The 17,286-nt window shown below is 62.6% G+C and carries 14 protein-coding genes and 1 pseudogene; all 15 read right to left on the reverse strand.

The window, feature by feature from the left end; genetic code table 11:
- Positions 1-10: 10 nt before the first annotated feature.
- The 15 genes and pseudogenes from ACSMXN_RS19880 to ACSMXN_RS19950 all read right to left on the reverse strand — a co-directional run bounded on the left by ACSMXN_RS19880 (position 11) and on the right by ACSMXN_RS19950 (position 17,072).
- A complete protein-coding gene (locus ACSMXN_RS19880; protein ID WP_022914646.1) occupies positions 11-1,030 on the reverse strand; it encodes a polyprenyl synthetase family protein in 1,020 nt (339 codons plus the stop codon).
- Complete coding sequence (gene nuoN / locus ACSMXN_RS19885; protein WP_022914645.1) at positions 1,027-2,607, reverse strand: NADH-quinone oxidoreductase subunit NuoN; 1,581 nt, start codon at positions 2,605-2,607, stop codon at positions 1,027-1,029. Before nuoN ends, ACSMXN_RS19880 begins: the two co-directional genes overlap by 4 nt.
- Positions 2,604-4,168: pseudogene (locus tag ACSMXN_RS19890) on the reverse strand (NADH-quinone oxidoreductase subunit M). Before ACSMXN_RS19890 ends, nuoN begins: the two are co-directional and overlap by 4 nt.
- Entirely contained in the window at positions 4,168-6,072 is a 1,905-nt protein-coding gene (gene nuoL, locus ACSMXN_RS19895) for an NADH-quinone oxidoreductase subunit L (protein WP_022914643.1), read from the reverse strand. The pseudogene ACSMXN_RS19890 and the gene nuoL overlap by 1 nt, the downstream one beginning before the upstream one ends.
- A 53-nt stretch (positions 6,073-6,125) precedes the next feature.
- Entirely contained in the window at positions 6,126-6,425 is a 300-nt protein-coding gene (gene nuoK, locus ACSMXN_RS19900) for an NADH-quinone oxidoreductase subunit NuoK (protein ID WP_022914642.1), read from the reverse strand.
- A complete protein-coding gene (locus ACSMXN_RS19905; RefSeq protein ID WP_022914641.1) occupies positions 6,422-7,180 on the reverse strand; it encodes an NADH-quinone oxidoreductase subunit J in 759 nt (252 codons plus the stop codon). The genes nuoK and ACSMXN_RS19905 overlap by 4 nt, the downstream gene beginning before the upstream one ends.
- On the reverse strand, positions 7,173-7,706 hold the full coding sequence (nuoI, locus tag ACSMXN_RS19910) for an NADH-quinone oxidoreductase subunit NuoI (protein WP_051148986.1): 534 nt from the start codon (positions 7,704-7,706) through the stop codon (positions 7,173-7,175). Before nuoI ends, ACSMXN_RS19905 begins: the two co-directional genes overlap by 8 nt.
- A gap of 223 nt (positions 7,707-7,929) precedes the next feature.
- Positions 7,930-9,342 carry an NADH-quinone oxidoreductase subunit NuoH gene (gene nuoH / locus ACSMXN_RS19915; protein ID WP_022914639.1) on the reverse strand — a complete coding sequence of 471 codons (1,413 nt, stop codon included), beginning with the start codon at positions 9,340-9,342 and terminating at the stop codon, positions 7,930-7,932.
- Between the two features lie 2 nt (positions 9,343-9,344).
- Positions 9,345-11,789, reverse strand: coding sequence for an NADH-quinone oxidoreductase subunit G (locus ACSMXN_RS19920; protein ID WP_022914638.1), 2,445 nt, complete (start codon positions 11,787-11,789; stop codon positions 9,345-9,347).
- Entirely contained in the window at positions 11,786-13,072 is a 1,287-nt protein-coding gene (nuoF, locus tag ACSMXN_RS19925; RefSeq protein WP_027139765.1) for an NADH-quinone oxidoreductase subunit NuoF, read from the reverse strand. The genes ACSMXN_RS19920 and nuoF overlap by 4 nt, the downstream gene beginning before the upstream one ends.
- A gap of 2 nt (positions 13,073-13,074) precedes the next feature.
- Positions 13,075-13,980 carry an NADH-quinone oxidoreductase subunit NuoE gene (gene nuoE / locus ACSMXN_RS19930; RefSeq protein WP_051148983.1) on the reverse strand — a complete coding sequence of 302 codons (906 nt, stop codon included), beginning with the start codon at positions 13,978-13,980 and terminating at the stop codon, positions 13,075-13,077.
- Positions 13,981-14,031: 51 nt separating this feature from the next.
- On the reverse strand, positions 14,032-15,375 hold the full coding sequence (locus ACSMXN_RS19935) for an NADH-quinone oxidoreductase subunit D (protein WP_022914637.1): 1,344 nt from the start codon (positions 15,373-15,375) through the stop codon (positions 14,032-14,034).
- Positions 15,372-16,082: an NADH-quinone oxidoreductase subunit C gene (locus ACSMXN_RS19940; RefSeq protein WP_022914636.1), complete on the reverse strand. Its 711-nt coding sequence runs from the start codon at positions 16,080-16,082 to the stop codon at positions 15,372-15,374. The genes ACSMXN_RS19935 and ACSMXN_RS19940 overlap by 4 nt, the downstream gene beginning before the upstream one ends.
- Positions 16,079-16,657: a NuoB/complex I 20 kDa subunit family protein gene (locus ACSMXN_RS19945; protein WP_022914635.1), complete on the reverse strand. Its 579-nt coding sequence runs from the start codon at positions 16,655-16,657 to the stop codon at positions 16,079-16,081. The genes ACSMXN_RS19940 and ACSMXN_RS19945 overlap by 4 nt, the downstream gene beginning before the upstream one ends.
- A 52-nt stretch (positions 16,658-16,709) precedes the next feature.
- Positions 16,710-17,072 carry an NADH-quinone oxidoreductase subunit A gene (locus ACSMXN_RS19950; RefSeq protein ID WP_022914634.1) on the reverse strand — a complete coding sequence of 121 codons (363 nt, stop codon included), beginning with the start codon at positions 17,070-17,072 and terminating at the stop codon, positions 16,710-16,712.
- Positions 17,073-17,286 lie beyond the last annotated feature (214 nt).

Below are 17,286 nucleotides of genomic sequence, written 5' to 3' on the forward strand. Positions count from 1 at the left end.
GGTGCGACCGTCAGCCCGTCCGGGTTACGACTAGATCGGCCAACGCCTCCAAGGCTGCGCGCGCGGCGACATCGGGCAAAGCCGAGAGGGCTGACCGAGCCGCGTCGGCGTACGCGACGGTGGTTTCTCGAGCCCGAGCGATCGCGTCCGACGCGCGGAGCAATATCAGAGCCTCGGCGTGCTCGTCGTCATCGATCAACGGCTTGCCCACGAGTTCGCGCAACCGGGCCCCTGCCGAACTCGGATCTTGCAGGGCATACAAGGCCGGTAGCGTCTGTACCCCTTCCCGAAGATCTGTTCCGGGTGTCTTACCTGACTGGCCGGAATCCGATGCGATATCGAGGATGTCGTCGGAGATCTGAAAAGCCACACCGATCTGCTCGCCGTACGCCCGCAACGAGTCGATACCGTGTTCGTCGACACCCGCGAAGCGCGCTCCGAACTCCGCTGAGGTAGCGATCAGCGATCCCGTTTTCTCCGCCAGAACGGCAAGATAGTGATCAATCGGATCAATACCCGGCCGTGGGCCGACCGTCTCGCGAATCTGACCGGTGACGAGTCGTTCGAAGGTCCTGGCCTGGATACGCACCGCCTCCGGGCCAAGGTCGGCGAGGATGTCTGAAGCGCGCGCGAACAAGAAATCGCCGGTGAGAATGGCGACCGAGTTTCCCCAGCGAGAATTGGCAGACTCAGCACCGCGTCGTACCAATGCCTCGTCCATCACGTCGTCGTGATAGAGCGTGGCCAGATGGGTGAGTTCGCACACCACGGCAGCCATGGTGACTTCATCTGAGTGCGGCTCGCCGAAATGCGCGGCCAGCAGACTCAGCAGCGGTCGAAACCGTTTGCCCCCGGCGGCGACTAGATGCTTCGCGACCTCGCCGACGAACTCGTCGTCGGATTGAACCGAAGCCAGCAGCGACTTCTCGACCGCCTGCAGGCCCTCTCTTACCGATGCCTCGAGTACGTCGTCAGAAAATTCGAGGCCTACTGCGACGCCAACGCCGCCGGAAGACGAGGATCCTGTCACCCGCGCAGCTTAGCTGCGTTATCGGCGAGGTCGAGTAGCGGTTGCGGGAATACCCCCAAAAAGAGCGTCCCAGCCGTGCCGACAGTGATCGCGATCATCGACAGGGCCGACGGGATTGCGACGGTTGGACCGTCTTCGGCGGGCTCTGCGAAGAACATCATCACGACGATCCGCAGGTAGAAGAAGGCAGCGATGGCCGACCCGACAAGGGCAATAACCACCAAGGGTGCGGCAACGTCAAAAGCCGCTCGAAAGACCACGAACTTGCCGATGAAACCGCTGGTCAGGGGAATGCCGGCGAAGGCGAGCAGCAAGAACGCGAACGTCGCTGCAAACAGCGGGGAGCGTTTGGCCAGCCCGGACCACTGAGAGAGGTGGGTGGCCTCGCCGTTGCCGTCTCGGACCAGCGTCACCATGCCGAACGCCGCGATCGTGGTCAGGCCGTACGCGGCCAGGTAGAAGAGCACGCTTGACAGACCCTGCTTGTCGAGCGAAAGCAGCCCGATCAGGATGAAACCGGCATGCGCGATCGAGGAGTAAGCCAGGATCCGCTTGATATCGGTCTGAGTCAGGCCGAAGACGGCACCTACGACGATCGAAGTGATGGCCACTGCCCAGATGATCGGGCGCCAGTTCCACGCGTTGACCGAGAACCCCACGTACAGCACTCGAGTGATCGCGCCGAAGGCAGCGATCTTCGTACAGGAGGCCATGAAGGCGGTGACGGCAGTCGGCGAACCCTGGTAGACATCCGGCGTCCAGGAGTGGAAGGGCGCAATGCCCGCTTTGAACAGCAGACCGACGATCAGCATGCCCAGACCGAGGTAGAGCAGGGTGTCAGACTGCGTGCCCGGGCTTTGGGCTATGAGGATGTCGGACAGGTTCACCGAGTTTGCGTACCCGTACAGCAGCGCGATGCCGTACAGGAAGAAAGCCGATGCGAACGCGCCCAGCAGGAAGTACTTGATCGCCGCCTCTTGGCTCAGCAGTCGCCGACGTCGCGCCAACCCTGCCATCAGGTACAGCGGAAGCGACAGCACCTCGAGCGCGATGAACATCAACAGCAAGTTGTTGGCAGCCGGGAAGATGAGCATGCCGCCGATAGCAAACAATGCCAGCGGAAAGACCTCGGTCTGTACCCGTTCGCTGCTCGCCAACCTGCGATCTGCGGGGGATCCCACGACTACTGCAGCTTGAGCGACGATCGCCGTGCCGCGCTCGATTCCTCGTTCAGCCAGCAACATCACTGCGAGAGCAGCCATGACGAGGATCGTTCCCTGCAAGTACAGCGCGGTCGCGTCGATCGAGATCGACCGCGAGGCGGTGACCACCGAGTGCCCGCGAATCGCGACGACATCGATGAACGCTGCGGCCAAGGCCCCGAGGGTCAGCGTGACCTGAGCGACGAAACGCTGCTTGCGCGGGACCATGGCTTCGACCAAGATGCCAACGCACGCCGCCACCATGACGATCAGAATCGGCGCGATCGCGGCGTAGCTGATGGACGGCGTCGTGAACGAGCCATCGGTGGTTCCGGCCGCCAGCACGTTTGCCGGTACAGCGGTCAGCGCACTCACTTGTGTCCTCCGGGCTGGGCAGCAGACACCGGCTGCGGATCGGTCTGCCCGACGTCCTGCATGGTGAACTTGACGGCCGGGTTGATGATGTCGATGACAGGTTTCGGATAGACGCCAAGGACCAGGATCAGCGCAATCAGCGGCCCGACGGCGAACATCTCACGGACGTTGAGGTCCTTGAAACCGGTCACCTTCTCGATGACAGGCCCCTGCATCGTGCGTTGGTAGAGCAACAGAACGTAAAGCGCCGCCAGGATGATGCCGGTCGTTGCCACGATCGCGATGGCCCGGTGCCGGGTGAACGTGCCCACCAGGGTCAGGAACTCCGAGACGAACGTGCTCATCCCGGGTAATGCCAGCGCGGCAAGACCGGCGAAGAGGAACACGCCACCGAGTCGCGGGGTGATCTTCGCGGTGCCTCCGTAGTCAGTGATCAGGCGACTCTTACCGCGTGCCACCAGGAAGCCGACAATGATGAACAGTAAGCCGGTCGAAAGCCCGTGGTTGACCATGTACAGCACTGCGCCCGTGCCGCCCTGCGTCGTGAAGGCGAAGATACCGATACCGATGAAGCCGAAGTGGGCCACCGAGGTATAGGCGACTAGTCGTTTCATATCGCGCTGGCCCATGGCCAAGAACGCGGCATAGAGGATGCCGATGACCGACAAGATCAGGATTGTCTTGGCGAAATAACGGGAAGCCTCCGGGAACAAAGGCAAGCAGTACCGCAGGAAGCCGAAGGTACCTACCTTGTCGAGTACGCCCACCAGCAGCACAGCGCCACCCGTCGGCGCCTCGGCGCCCGCATCTGGCAACCAGGTGTGGAAAGGCACCAAGGGGGCCTTGATCGCGAAGGCGATGAAGAAGCCCAGGAACAACCACTTCTGGGTTGCCCCGTCGGGTACGTGGCCGACCAGATCGGTAAACGCGAAACTCGACGTGCCGGCGCTCACGTACAGCCCGATCACCGAGGCGAGCATCAACAGTCCGCCGAGCAGCGAATACAAGAAGAACTTCACTGCCGCGTATTGCCGGCGAGGCCCGCCGAAACTGCCGATGATGAAGTACATCGGAACCAGCATGGCCTCGAAGAACACGTAGAACAGGAAGATGTCGGTGGCGGCGAAAACGCCGACCATGAACACTTCGAGCAGCAAGATCAAGGCGAAAAAGGTCTTGGTCGAGCGCTTCGGGTCATCGGGAAGGCGGAGCTCCTCGGCGTCTTGCAGCGTGTCGAAGGAGTTCCACGACGCGACTATGACGACTGGTACGAGCAATGTCGACATGCCGATCAGCACCAGGGCGATACCGTCCACCCCGAAGGCGAAGTGCACGCCGAACGAGCGGATCCACATCCATGAGCCCTGAACTGGAAGCGGTCTGCGGGGTTGTCAGAGACCTTGAACAGGCAACCGAGCACGATCGCGAAGACGAACGTCGCGATCGAGAACACCAGCGCGATCTGCTTAGCCAGCAGCTCCTTGGCGGTGGGCAGCGCAAAGATTGCAATGCTGCCGAGCAGCGGAATCGCCAGCAGCACGAGCAGCGACACGTTGTGCATCAGGAGAACCTCACCGCGAGCAGGACAGCGAGCACCGCGGCGGTGCCAGCAAACATGGACAAGGCATAAGACCGCACGAAGCCGGTCTGGATTCTCCGAAGTCGAGCGGAGCCACCACCGAGCGCGGCGGCGACGGAGTTCACCGCACCGTCCACGCCCTTGTTGTCAAAGAAGACCAAACCTCGTACCAGCCACTGACCAGGCCGCATCAGCACGCTTTCGTTGAACGCGTCGGCGTAGAGGTTGTTGCGGGCGGCGACGGTGATGAGCGATCCGGCCGGCTGCGTCGCCGGTACTGGACGACGACCGAAGGCGAGCAATCCACCCGCAACACCGAACGCGACGACAACCAGCGTCAGGATCGTGAGCACGGTGGGATTCATCGTGTGCAGGCCAGACTCGCCTGACGGCCCTACTACCGGCGCGAGCCAGTTCTGCAACGCGCTGCCGTATGAGAGCACGCCGCCCGCCACGAGAGCTAGGAAACCGAGCACGATCAACGGCCCCGTCATCGTGCGCGGGGCCTCGTGAGGGTGAACGTCGTCCTCCCAACGCTTCGCGCCGTGGAACGTCATGACCAACGCCCTGGTCATGTAGAGCGCAGTCAGGCCCGCACCGAGCAGTGCGGCAATCCCGAGGATCCAGCCGGAGGTACCGCCTTTGTCGAAGGCCGATTCGATGATCTTGTCCTTCGTGAAGAACCCTGTGAACGGCGGACACCCGATGATCGCGAGGTATCCACAAAGGAAGGCGGCGTAGGTGATCGGCATGACCTTGTAGAGCCCGCCGAATCTGCGCATGTTGATCCGGTCGTTCATCGCGTGCATCACCGAGCCGGCTGAAAGGAACAACGCGGCCTTGAAGAAGCCATGACCGACGAGGTGCAGGATGCCGATTGCGTAGACGCCTGGGCCGAGTCCGACAGCAAGGAACATGTACCCGATCTGGCTAACCGTTGAGTACGCCAGAACCTTCTTCAGATCGTCCTGGCCGAAGGCACAGACACAGCCGTAGAGCAGGGTTACCGCACCGACGATCGTGACTACCGTCCTGGCCGCCTCCGTCAGGTCGAACAGTGGTGCGGACCGGGCGATCAGGTACACACCCGCCGTGACCATCGTCGCGGCGTGGATCAGGGCGGAGACCGGTGTCGGACCTTCCATCGCGTCAGGCAACCAGGTTTGCAGCGGAACCTGGCCGGACTTACCGCACGCTCCGAGCAACAGCATGAGCGCAATTGCGGTTACCGCACCGTGCGACAGATTGTTGGCCGCCGAAAATACGCCGTTGAAGCTGGTGGTTCCGAGGTAGGCGAACATCAGCATGATGGCGATCGACAGCCCGACATCGCCGACCCGGTTGGCGATAAAGGCTTTCTTCGCGGCGGTAGCTGCGGAATTGCGGTTGTAGTAATACGCGATCAACAGGTACGACGCGAGGCCGACGCCTTCCCAGCCCACGTACATCACGAGATAGCCGTCGGCCAGCACCAGCAACAACATCGCCGCGATGAACAGATTGAGGTAAGCGAAGAACCGGCGGCGCCCGTCATCGTGGGCCATGTACCCGATCGAGTAAATGTGGATGAGTGATCCCACACCCGTGATCAGCAGCACGAAGGTCACTGACAGCGGATCGAGCTGCATACCGACGTCGACCTGGAAACCGCCCACCGGAATCCAGTCGAAGAGATGCAGATCGCGAATCCGGCCTTCGCCAGATTCGGATTTGATCGAGAAGAACAGCATGACCGCGTACACGAAAAGCACGATCGGCACGATGGTGCCGAGTAGGTGGCCCCATTTGTTGGCGCGCTTGCCCACCAGCAGCAGGACCGCCGACGATACGGCGGGTAGCGCCACCAGCAACCAGGCTGCGGTCTGGATTCCTTGGGCGGGGTTCATGAGACGACCTCAGACTTCTGATCGTCGGGATGCGCTGCCAAGATCGGTACCCCTTAGTACTTCAGGAGGTTCGCGTCGTCGACCGAAGCCGAGCGCCGCGTACGGAAGATGGACATGATGATGGCAAGGCCGACGACCACTTCAGCCGCCGCAACGACCATGACGAAGAACGCCATGATCTGACCGTCGAGGGTGCCATTGATCCGCGAGAAGGTCACCAGAGTGAGGTTCACCGCGTTCAGCATGAGCTCGACACACATGAACACGACGATCGCGTTGCGTCGCACCAGCACACCAACGGCGCCGATCGAAAACAGCGCCGCGGAGAGAACCAGATAGTAGGTAGGCGTCATCGTTCGAGCTCCCCGAGGCCGCCGTTACCAACATTGATGGTGCTGCCACCGCCCATCAGGGACTCGGGCGCAATCGTCCCGTCCGGCAGCAAAGCCGGGGTTCCGATCGCGTTACCCGAGGACAGCACACCGGGCCCAGGAAGCGGCTGTGGGCGCCCAGAGCGGATCCGGTCGCGTGCCAGCGCCTTCTGGGTCGGCTTCGGAGCATCGCGCTCGATATGCGCGAGCACCATCGCTCCGACCGCGGCCACGATGAGTAGCGCGGAAGTGAGCTCAAAGGCAAAGAGGTAATTGCTGAAGAGCAAGCTCGCGATGCTGTCGACATTGCCGTTGTTGCCGTTGGGACCAGCGAGATCCTTCGGCGGTCGGTTGGTGAACGCGCGGCCGAGGCTGATAGCGAGCAGTAGCCCGAAGGCAATGCCCGCCAGAAGGGCGGCAACCCGCTGACCCCGCAACGTTTCAACGAGAGAATCGGAGGAATCTCGTCCGATCAGCATGAGCACGAAGAGGAAAAGGATCATGATGGCGCCGGTGTACACGATGATCTGCACCAGCCCGATGAAAGGCCCTTGCTGAACAACGTAGAACAACCCGAGGCACATCATCGTGGCAACGAGTGACAGCGCGGAGTGAACCGCGTTTCGAGCCCAGACCATTCCGATCGCGCCCGCAAGGGCTATCGGCGCGAGGATCCAAAAGGTAATCGCCTCGCCGGTAGAGACATCGGAAGCCGATGCGAGCACGACCTCATGCATGGTGGCCTCCCACCTGAATCGCAGTGCCGGTGATCGGCTTGCCGGCCACGTTTGCCTCGCTCTGCGGGGCGCCCTTCTCCGGTCGCGGGGTGTAGTACGCCTTCTCGTCGTCGCCCAGTCGCATCGGATGCGGCGGAGCCTCCATACCGGGAAGCAGCGGTGCCATCAGCTGCTCCTTCGTGTAGATCAGATCCTGACGATTGTCCAAAGCCAACTCGTACTCGTTGCTCATCGTGAGCGAACGCGTCGGGCACGCTTCGATACACAACCCGCAGAAGATACAGCGCAGGTAGTTGATCTGGTAAACCTTGCCGTAGCGCTCCCCGGGCGAGAACCGCGCGTCCTCGGTGTTGTCGCCGCCTTCGACGTAAATCGCGTCCGCCGGGCATGCCCAGGCGCACAGTTCGCAGCCGACGCACTTCTCGAGGCCATCCGGGTGCCGATTCAGAACGTGCCGACCGTGATAGCGCGGCGCAGTCGGAAATACCTCGAACGGATATTGCTGCGTGTACACCTTCTTGAACATGGTCGAGAAGGTCAATCCGAATCCGGCGGCAAATCCACCGAGGCTCGGATTGGGCGCATTGAAGTCGTCCTCGTTGAGTCGCTTGGCCGAGACGTCGACCGGCGCTGGGTTGTTTGCGACTACGGCCGGAACCGAGTTCTCCGTCGTCGCCGGGACGCCGGCGCCGGTCGGCATTGCTGCCGACTCGGCCGGTTGCCCGGGGCTCTTATCGGCCGGGGGTGTTTCAGCCATTGGGCCGTCCTCCATTGGTAGGACTGTCATCGGTGCCGATATCAGATTCGAATGACGAGCCGCCAGCTGTGACCGACACGGTGGTCACGCCAGCATTGACCAGGCGCGGCGAGGCAGGCACCTTCAGATCCATCGGCGGGATGGGGAACGTGAACGGGCGCAGCGCTTCGGCCTCTTCTTCTGCCGCCTCTTCAGCGTCGAGTCGAGTCTGGCGTCTGAGGTCGACGAGCGTGTAGATCGCCAAGCCGATCAAGATCGGTATCAATACGATCGCCATGATCTTCAAGGTTTGACTCGTACCTGAACCCCACCGGTCACGCAGCACCCGCACGGTCGTGATCGCGAGAATCCACACCAGGTTGACCGGGATGAGGACCTTCCAGCCGAAGTGCATGAACTGGTCGTAGCGCAACCGCGGCAGCGTGCCGCGCAGCCAGACGAATCCGAAGATCAGGATGACGACCTTGATCGTGAACCAGAGGACTGGCCACCAGCCGGAATTCGCGCCGCTCCAGATCGAGACCAGACCGAACGGTGCGTGCCAGCCGCCGAGGAACAGGGTGGTAGCCAGGGCAGACACTGTCACCATGTTGATGTATTCGGCCAGAAAGAACAGCGCGAACTTCATCGACGAGTACTCGGTATGGAAGCCGCCGACCAGCTCGGATTCGGCCTCGGGAAGGTCGAACGGCGCCCGGTTCGTCTCACCGACCATCGAAATCGCGTAAATGATGAATGAGACGAACAGCGGGATCCCATTCCACAGATGGTCTTGGGACGCAACGATTTCCGAGGTGGACATCGAGCCCGCGAACATGAACACCGCCACCATCGACAGGCCCATGGCGACCTCGTAGGAGATCATCTGAGCAGCCGAGCGCAGGCCACCGAGCAGCGGGTAGGTCGAGCCGGACGCCCAGCCCGCCAGCACGATTCCGTACACACCCAGCGATGAGCAGGCGAAGATCACCAGCACGCCGACTGGCAGATCGGTCAACTGCAGATTGGTCTGATGGTGAAAGATCGAGACCTCTGGTCCGAACGGGATGACGGAGAAGGCCAGGAATGCCGGCACGACCGAGGCGATCGGCGCGATCCAGTAAACGGGTTTGTCGGCCAGGGCCGGAATGATTTCTTCTTTGAAGGCAAGCTTCACGCCATCGGCTAGCGACTGGAGGATGCCCCACGGACCCGTGCGGTTCGGTCCGATTCGATTCTGCATCCGGCCGACGACCTTGCGCTCGAACACGATCGAGAACAGCGTCATCACGACGAGGAAGACGAAGACGGCCAGCACCTTCAGCAGGACGAGCCAGATCGGGTCGTGCCCGAACGTGTTCAGCGTTGCATTCGAGTCCGATGGCTCAGCCAGCAGCGCCGACGACGCACTCAGCGAGGCAAACATAATCAGGCACCTCCGGTCACGGTGACGAGATCAGCATGCGCAACACCAAGGACCCCACGGACCGAGCCGTCACGGTGGTTCGTCGGCAGCCAGACGACGCCGTCGGGAGCATCTGCGATGAGGGCCGGCGCCTTCAGCGAGCCAAGTTCGCTCGAGACGGTCACCTGATCGCCCTCGGCAACGCCAAGGTCGGTCGCGGTTCGCTTGGACAGCATCACGCGTAGCGGCTTGGCAGTGCCGGCGAGATTGTCATCGCCGTCAGACAGCGAGCCGCCATCGATCAACTCATGCCAGGTCGCCAGCACCAGAGAATTTGCAGATTTCGGAGCACCGGCCGGTGTCGCTGCACCGCGCGGCGGTGGCTGGTGTGACAGCCGAGTCGCGGTTACGCCGAGAGCAGCCAACTCAGCCCGGGCCGCTTCGTGTGTCGGAAGCGCCAGATCGACGTCAAGCTCGTCGGCGAGGGCGTGCAGTACCCGCCCGTCAGCCATCTGGCCCGAATTGGTCAGGGTCAGATCGAACGGACGGCGCCGCCCTTCCCACGTCACAAATCGGCCGGCCTTCTCGGCGGCCGCGGCCACCGGCAGTACGACATCGGCGTACTCGGTCACTGCCGAGCGTCGTAGCTCCAGGCTCACGACGAATCCGACATTGGACAACGCGAAAATCGCCGCTGCCGAATCAGGTAGATCGTCGATCTCGACGCCGCCGATCAGCAAACCGCCGAGCGGGTTCTCTTCCGCTGACGCGGCTGCCAAAATGCCCGCGAGATCGCGGCCAGCCGTAGTCGGAATGCTGCCGTTCCAGACCCGCTCGACTTCGACGCGTGCCGCATCGTCGTTCACCGGGCGCGCGCCTGGCAACAGGGTCGGCAGGGCTCCGACATCGACCGCACCACGCTCACCCGCACGACGCGGCACCCATCCGATCCGGGCTCCCGTTCGTTCGGCCAGGGCGAGCACCTCGGTGAGCGCGCGCGGGGCGCTGGCCAGCCGCTCCCCCACCAGGATGATGCCGCCAGCGAGCCCATCGGCGAGACTGACGTCCAGGTTCGCGAGCGCGTCAGCTTCCGAGCCGGGCGTCGTTGGAATCAGCTTTCCCTCGAGCTTGATCAGGCCACGCGAAGCCACGGCCGCAATCGAGTGAACCTTGGTCTTGCCGCTGCGCGTACCTTTGCGCAGCCGCAAGAACACGATCGGCGACTCCTCTTCAGGTTCGAGACCGACCAGCAGCACGGTGCCTGGCTTCTCCAGATCGGCGAAGGTGATCCCGCCGGATTCTGGCGAAACCCCCGCGACGGCGGCGGCGAGGAACGACAACTCCTCAACCGAGTTCGGGCGTGCGCGGTAGTCGATGTCGTTGGTCAGCAGGGCCAACCGCGCGAACTTCGAATATGCGTAGGCATCCTCTTCGGTCAACCGGCCGCCCGGCAACACGGCGACGCCACCGGCGTCTCGAGCCGACGCCAGACCGAGTGCGGCGGCTTCGAGCGCCTCGGGCCAGGACACCTCGACCAGGTCACCCGCAGCATTGCGCACCATCGGGTTCAGCAGCCGATCGGACTGCGTCGCATAGTGGAACGCCCATCGCCCCTTGTCGCAGTTCCACTCTTCGTTGACCTCGGCATCTTCGCCGGCTAGGCGACGCGTGATCTTGCCGCGACGCCAGTCGGTTCGTTGCGCGCAGCCCGATGAGCAGTGCTCACAAACACTCGGCGTGGACATCAGGTCGAACGGCCGCGCGCGGAAGCGGTAGGACGCGCCGGTCAAGGCGCCCACCGGGCAGATTTGCACCGTGTTACCTGAGAAGTACGACTGGAAAGGCGTGTCGGAGGCGGTACCGATCTGCTGCATGGCACCACGCTCGAGCAGGTCGATGAAAGGATCCCCGGCGATCTGCTCGGAGAAGCGGGTGCATCGCTGGCAGAGCACGCACCGCTCGCGGTCCAGCAAGACCTGGCTGGACACGGCGATCGGCTTCGGGAAGGTTCGCTTGTGATCGTGGAAGCGGGTCTCTGCCCGACCGTTGCTCATCGCCTGGTTCTGCAATGGGCACTCGCCACCCTTGTCACAGATCGGGCAATCCAGCGGATGGTTGATCAAGAGCAACTCCATCACGCCTTGCTGGGCTTTGTCGGCCACCGGCGAGCTGAGTTGAGTCTTGATGACCATGCCCGGCATGACCGTGGTGGTGCAGGACGCGGCGGGCTTGGGCATACCCCTGCCGTTACCCATGTCGGTCACTTCGACGAGGCACTGACGACAGGCGCCGGCGGGGTCGAGCAGCGGGTGATCACAGAACCGCGGGATCTGGATGCCAAGTTGCTCGGCCGCGCGGATCAGCAGAGTTCCCTTGGGCACCGAGATCTCGAACCCGTCGATCGTGACGGTGATCAGATCCTCTTGCTGCTGCGTCTTCTCAGGCGCATTTCCAGCGGCAACGGTCATGCGGATGCTCCGGTCAGTACAGGTGAGGCTGCGGATGCGTTCTTCTTGATCAGTGCTTCGTATTCGCCTCGGAAGTACTGGATCGAGGACGTGACACAGCTGGTCGCCCCGTCACCAAGCGCGCAGAACGCCCGACCGAGCATGTTGTCGCTCACGTCCAGAAGGGTCTCGATGTCCTCGGCTGTGCCCTCGCCGTGCCAGATTCGTTCGAGAACCTGCGCTGTCCAGTACGTTCCCTCACGGCATGGAGTGCACTTACCGCAGGATTCATGCTCGTAGAACTGCGTCCACTTCAGCACGGCCTGAACCACGCTGTCGTCCTCGTCGAAGATCATGACCGCAGACGTGCCGTTGATCGAACCTGCTTTGGCCACCGCGTCGAAGTCCAACGGCACGTCGAGGTGCTCCCTGGTGAACAGGGGGCACGACGCGCCGCCCGGGGTCCAGAACTTGAGTTCCTTGCCGCGGCTCATTCCGCCGGCCATCTCGAGCAGTTCGCGAAGCGTGGTACCCATCGGCGCTTCGTACTGACCTGGGTTTTTGACCCGTCCGGACAAGGAGAAGATCGACGTACCGGGCGAGTTTTCCGGGCCCATCTCTTTGTGCCAGGCGGCGCCCCCGAGCACGATGTACGGCACCGAACACAGCGTGCCCACATTGTTGACCACGGTCGGGGCGTCGTACACGCCGTTTGTAGCCGGAAACGGCGGCTTCAGGCGAGGCTGTCCGCGCTTGCCTTCGAGCGAATCCAGTAACGCCGTCTCTTCGCCACAGATGTAGGCGCCGGCGCCGCCGTGCACGGTGATGTCGAAACGTTGGCCGGTGCCGAGCACGTCGTCACCCAGAAAACCTTTGGCGTAGGCCTCATTCACCGCCTGCGTGACCCGACGGATGGCATGCACGGCCTCGCCTCGGATGTAGATGAAGGCGTGATTGGCCCGCACCGCGTAGCAGGCGATGATGATGCCTTCGATCATCGAATGCGGGTCGTTCATCATGAGCGGCAGGTCGCGGCAGGTACCGGGCTCGCCTTCGTCGGCATTGATCACGACGTAGTGCGGTTTGCCATCGGCCTGCGGGATGAATTGCCATTTCATGCCGGTCGGGAAACCCGCACCACCGCGGCCGCGAAGGTTGGATTCCTTCACCATGGCGATGATGTCATCCGGCTGCATGCCGACGGCCTTCTTCAAGCCGGTGTAGCCATCGAGGCCAAGGTAGTTGTCGATCAGCCACGGCGCGTTCGTCCCGAACCGCTTCGTGAGTACTGGAGTCAAAGGCATGGCTAGTTGTCCTTCCCGGAGCGATCGCCCTGCTCCGGCGGGGCTGCTGGCGAGACGTCGCTGGATTCGGGATCACTGGCCGAGGTGGTGAGCGGTGCGTCGTGGGCACTGGTCGGCTGCGCTGACTCGCCGGCCCCAGTTGCGGATGCGGTGTCGGTAGCAGCACCGGTGGCGGTGGCTTCCGCCGCTCGGTGGTGGTCAACGGGGTAACCCGGCGCCTGCTCCCCCCGCTGCTGCGCCAGCCGCACGCCCGCTTCGGTCGGCACGCCGGTGGCAGTCGCAAGCGTCGATTCCGGTCGGGTGTCGACAAAGCCCGCGATCTGTCGGGAGATTTCTTTGAAGCTGCACAGCGGCGCACCGCGGCTCGGCAACGGTCGATGACCGCCGCGCAGCTGCGTCACCAGCGCCGTCGCCGATTCGTTGGTCTGGTTGTCGAAGAATTCGTAGTTGACCGTGACGACCGGCGCGTAATCACACGCGGCCAGACACTCGGCGTGCTCCAAGGTGATAGCGCCGTCCGCGGTGGTCTCGTTCATTCCGACACCCAAAAGCTCAGACAGCGTCTGGTAGATCTCGTCGCCGCCGAGCAGTCCGCACAGGGTGTTCGTGCATACGCTCACGAGGTATTCACCCGTTGGCTTGCGCTTGTACATCGTGTAGAACGTCGCGACCGCCGAAACCTGCGCCTTCGTGATCTCGAGGACATCGGCACAGAACGCGATGCCGTCCGCGCTCACGTAACCCTGTTCGGACTGTACGAGATGCAACATCGGCAGTAGCGCCGATCGGGATTGCCCGGCCGGGTAGCGCGCAATGATCTCGTGAGCCGAGGCCCGTACATCGGCAGCGAAAACGTCCGGGTTGCCGGGCCGTTCGATGTCGATGAGGGTCAATCGAGAGTTAGCCATTGACGTGCCCGTTCCTCTTCGCGCCGGCTGTCACAGCTACGGCATTCGATCTCATCGGTCGCACCCACCCATGACGGGGTCGAGCGAGGCGACGGATGCGATCACGTCCGCGATCTGCCCACCGATCGCCATTGCCGCGGTCGCCTGCAGGTTGATGAAGGATGGCTCGCGCAGGTGCACTCGATAGGGCCGCGTGCCGCCATCGGAAACGACGTGCGCACCGAGTTCGCCTCGCGGGCTCTCGACAGCGGTGTAGACCTGACCGGGCGGAACCCGGAAGCCTTCTGTCACCAGCTTGAAGTGGTGGATCAGGGACTCCATCGACGAGTTCATGATCTTGTTTACGTGGGCCGGCGAGTTGCCCATGCCATCGGGGCCGATCGAGAGTTGTGCCGGCCAGGCGATCTTCGGATCGTCCACCATCACGCGTCCAGGAGTGTCCTCTATACGGGGCAAGACCTGCTGGATGATTCGCAAACTCTCACGCATCTCAGCAACCTTGACCACGAAGCGGCTCCAGCAGTCGCCGGCATCGTCGGTGGGGACATCGAAGTCATAGGTTTCATAACCCAGGTAGGGCTCGGTCTTGCGCATGTCCCAAGGGAGGCCGGCGGCTCGCAGCATCGGGCCGGTCAACCCCAGTGCCAGGCAGCCTTCGACACCGATCCAGCCAACGCCCTTCAAACGGTTGACCCAGATCGGCTGGCCGCGCAGCAACCTGTCGACACCGGCGATTTCTTTGTCCATCTCCTTGATCCAGTCGCGGATCTTGCCGATGGCGCCGTCCGGCAGATCCTGCGCGACTCCGCCCGGTCGCACGTATGCGTGGTTCATGCGCAGGCCAGTGATCATTTCGAGGATGTCTAGGCAACGCTCGCGAGCGCGGAATCCGTTCGTCATCGCGGTGAGGGCGCCGAGCTCCATGCCACCGGTGGCCAGCCATACCCAGTGCGAGGAGATCCGATTGATCTCCATCATCAGCACCCGGATCAACTCGGCACGCGGTGGCACTACGGTCCCGAGCAGCTTTTCAACGCCCATGCAGAAGACGGTCTCGTTGAAGATCGGGGCCAGATAGTCACATCGCGTTACCAGTGTGGTGCCTTGGGTCCAGGTCCGGAACTCGGTGGTCTTCTCGATCCCGGTGTGCAGGTAACCAACGACCAGTCGCGCGTCGGTGACCGACTCACCCTCGATCTCGAGTACGAGACGCAACACGCCGTGGGTAGATGGGTGCTGCGGGCCCATGTTGATGACGAGCCGTTCCTCGTGCAACGGATCGCTGCCGAAGACGTCGTCCCAGTCGCCGCCCGAGACGTTGTAGACCTTGCCTTCAGTGGTGTTGCGAGACTCCGCGTAACTATCGGTGAAGGGATCCGTCGGGGTTTCGGTCATCGGTAGACCCGCCTTTCATCCGGCGCAGGGATGCTCGCACCGTCCTTGTACTCGACGTCGACGCCACCGAGCGCATAGTCCTTGCGCTGCGGGTGCCCGTCCCAGTCGTCGGGCATCAGAATCCGGGTCAACGACGGGTGCCCGTCGTACACGATCCCGAACATGTCCCAGGTCTCGCGCTCTTGCCAGTCGGCGGTCGGATAGATCGCTACGACCGATGGAATGTGCGGATCGACGTCAGTCACGCTGACTTCGAGGCGAATACGCCGCCGGTAGGTCATCGATGTCAGGTGATAGACCGAATGCAGGCGTTCGCCGTCCTTGCCCTCGCGTACGAGGTAGTCGACGCCGGAAACCGAGGACAACAGCTCGAAGCGCAGCGTCTCGTCGTCACGGAGCGTCTGCGCGATGCCGAGCAGATGCTCGCGCTTGACGTGCAACGTCAGTTCGCCGCGATCGACGACGACCTTCAGCACTCCCTCGGCGAAGTCCGGGTAGACCGCCTGCAGGGAGTCCACGACCTCGTCGAAGTAACCGCCGTACGGGCGCTCTGCCGGTAGCTCGACCCAGGGCTGGCGCTGCAAGCCCGAAAACCCCGAGGTGTCACCAGCACCGGTGACACCGAACATGCCGGGACGCTCCTGGCTGGCCGGCAGCGCTCCTTCGATCTTGGCGAGCTCTGTTTCACGGTCTTCCGGGCTGGTCATGCGCCTGCTCCGTCCGCACCCTCGGCGCTGTGGCGCACCTTTGCGAACTTCTGGCTGGACGGGACGAGCTCCACTTTCTGGCCAGCCAACTTCGCCGCCCGCTTGGGGCCCAACGGCTCGTTCTGGATCTTGTGGTGCAACTTCAGGATGGCGTCGATCAGCATCTCGGGCCGCGGTGGGCAACCGGGTAGGTACATGTCGACCGGGATGATGTGGTCGACGCCCTGAACGATCGCGTAGTTGTTGAACATGCCGCCCGAAGATGCGCAGACACCCATCGCGATGACCCAACGCGGCTCAGCCATCTGGTCATAGATCTGCCGGACGACGGGAGCCATCTTCTGGCTGACCCGGCCGGCGACGATCATCAGGTCGGATTGGCGAGGGGACGGCCGGAAGACCTCCATGCCGAAGCGGGCCGAGTCGAATCTGGGCGCGCCGAACGTCATCATCTCGATCGCGCAGCAGGCGAGCCCGAATGTCACTGGCCACAACGAAGATTTTCGGGTCCAGTTGACCAGGCTCTCAACGCTCGCCAGCAGAATGCCGTCAGGGAGTTTCTCTTCTAAACCCATGTCAGCGGGCCAATCTCTCGGGGGTGTAACAAGCGCAGTCGCAGCTCACGATTTAGTCCCAGTCCAGTCCGCCGCGACGCCATACGTAGGCGTAGGCAATGAAGACGGTGCCAATGAAGAAGAAGATCTCAACCAGCCCGAACAGGCCGAGCACCCGGTTTGCCACTGCATACGGATACAAGAAGATGATTTCGATGTCGAAGACGATGAAAAGCATCGCCGTGAGGAAGTACTTGATCGGGAAGCGGTTAGGCCCAGAGGTCATAGGTGCCGGCTCGATGCCGCACTCGTAGAAGTCGAGCTTTGCCTTGTTGTAGCGCTTCGGGCCCGTAATCGTCGCGATGATTGCCGAGAAAGCGGCGAAACCGAACGCGAGAGCGAACAGGATCACGATTGGCAGATACGGCGCAAGCATGGTGCCCCTGCTTCCCTTCTTCGTTCACTCGTTCGTCCGAAACCGCCGTTGCTGACGATCGCCGGACGGTATTCGCTGGCTCAGGCCTGACATACCTTCACGGCATTTATCCACGTACTGATGAACGCCTCTGATGAGCCTCCGTCAGGCTAGTCGGCGCCGTAGTTCTCACGGTTCTTAGGCTTGCCTTACTCGCAGTAATGGACATGTGGTC

It is taken from the genome of Parajatrophihabitans canadensis, assembly GCF_053764775.1.

Bases quoted from the DNA above. Each gene is read 5' to 3' on its own strand.
- nuoL (WP_022914643.1), bottom strand. From the start codon at position 6,072: ATGAACCCCGCCCAAGGAATCCAGACCGCAGCCTGGTTGCTGGTGGCG.
- nuoK (WP_022914642.1), bottom strand. From the start codon at position 6,425: ATGACGCCTACCTACTATCTGGTTCTCTCCGCGGCGCTGTTTTCGATC.
- ACSMXN_RS19905 (WP_022914641.1), bottom strand. From the start codon at position 7,180: ATGCATGAGGTCGTGCTCGCATCGGCTTCCGATGTCTCTACCGGCGAG.
- nuoI (WP_051148986.1), bottom strand. From the start codon at position 7,706: ATGTTCAAGAAGGTGTACACGCAGCAATATCCGTTCGAGGTATTTCCG.
- nuoH (WP_022914639.1), bottom strand. From the start codon at position 9,342: ATGTTTGCCTCGCTGAGTGCGTCGTCGGCGCTGCTGGCTGAGCCATCG.
- ACSMXN_RS19920 (WP_022914638.1), bottom strand. From the start codon at position 11,789: ATGACCGTTGCCGCTGGAAATGCGCCTGAGAAGACGCAGCAGCAAGAG.
- nuoF (WP_027139765.1), bottom strand. From the start codon at position 13,072: ATGCCTTTGACTCCAGTACTCACGAAGCGGTTCGGGACGAACGCGCCG.
- nuoE (WP_051148983.1), bottom strand. From the start codon at position 13,980: ATGGCTAACTCTCGATTGACCCTCATCGACATCGAACGGCCCGGCAAC.
- ACSMXN_RS19935 (WP_022914637.1), bottom strand. From the start codon at position 15,375: ATGACCGAAACCCCGACGGATCCCTTCACCGATAGTTACGCGGAGTCT.
- ACSMXN_RS19940 (WP_022914636.1), bottom strand. From the start codon at position 16,082: ATGACCAGCCCGGAAGACCGTGAAACAGAGCTCGCCAAGATCGAAGGA.
- ACSMXN_RS19945 (WP_022914635.1), bottom strand. From the start codon at position 16,657: ATGGGTTTAGAAGAGAAACTCCCTGACGGCATTCTGCTGGCGAGCGTT.
- ACSMXN_RS19950 (WP_022914634.1), bottom strand. From the start codon at position 17,072: ATGCTTGCGCCGTATCTGCCAATCGTGATCCTGTTCGCTCTCGCGTTC.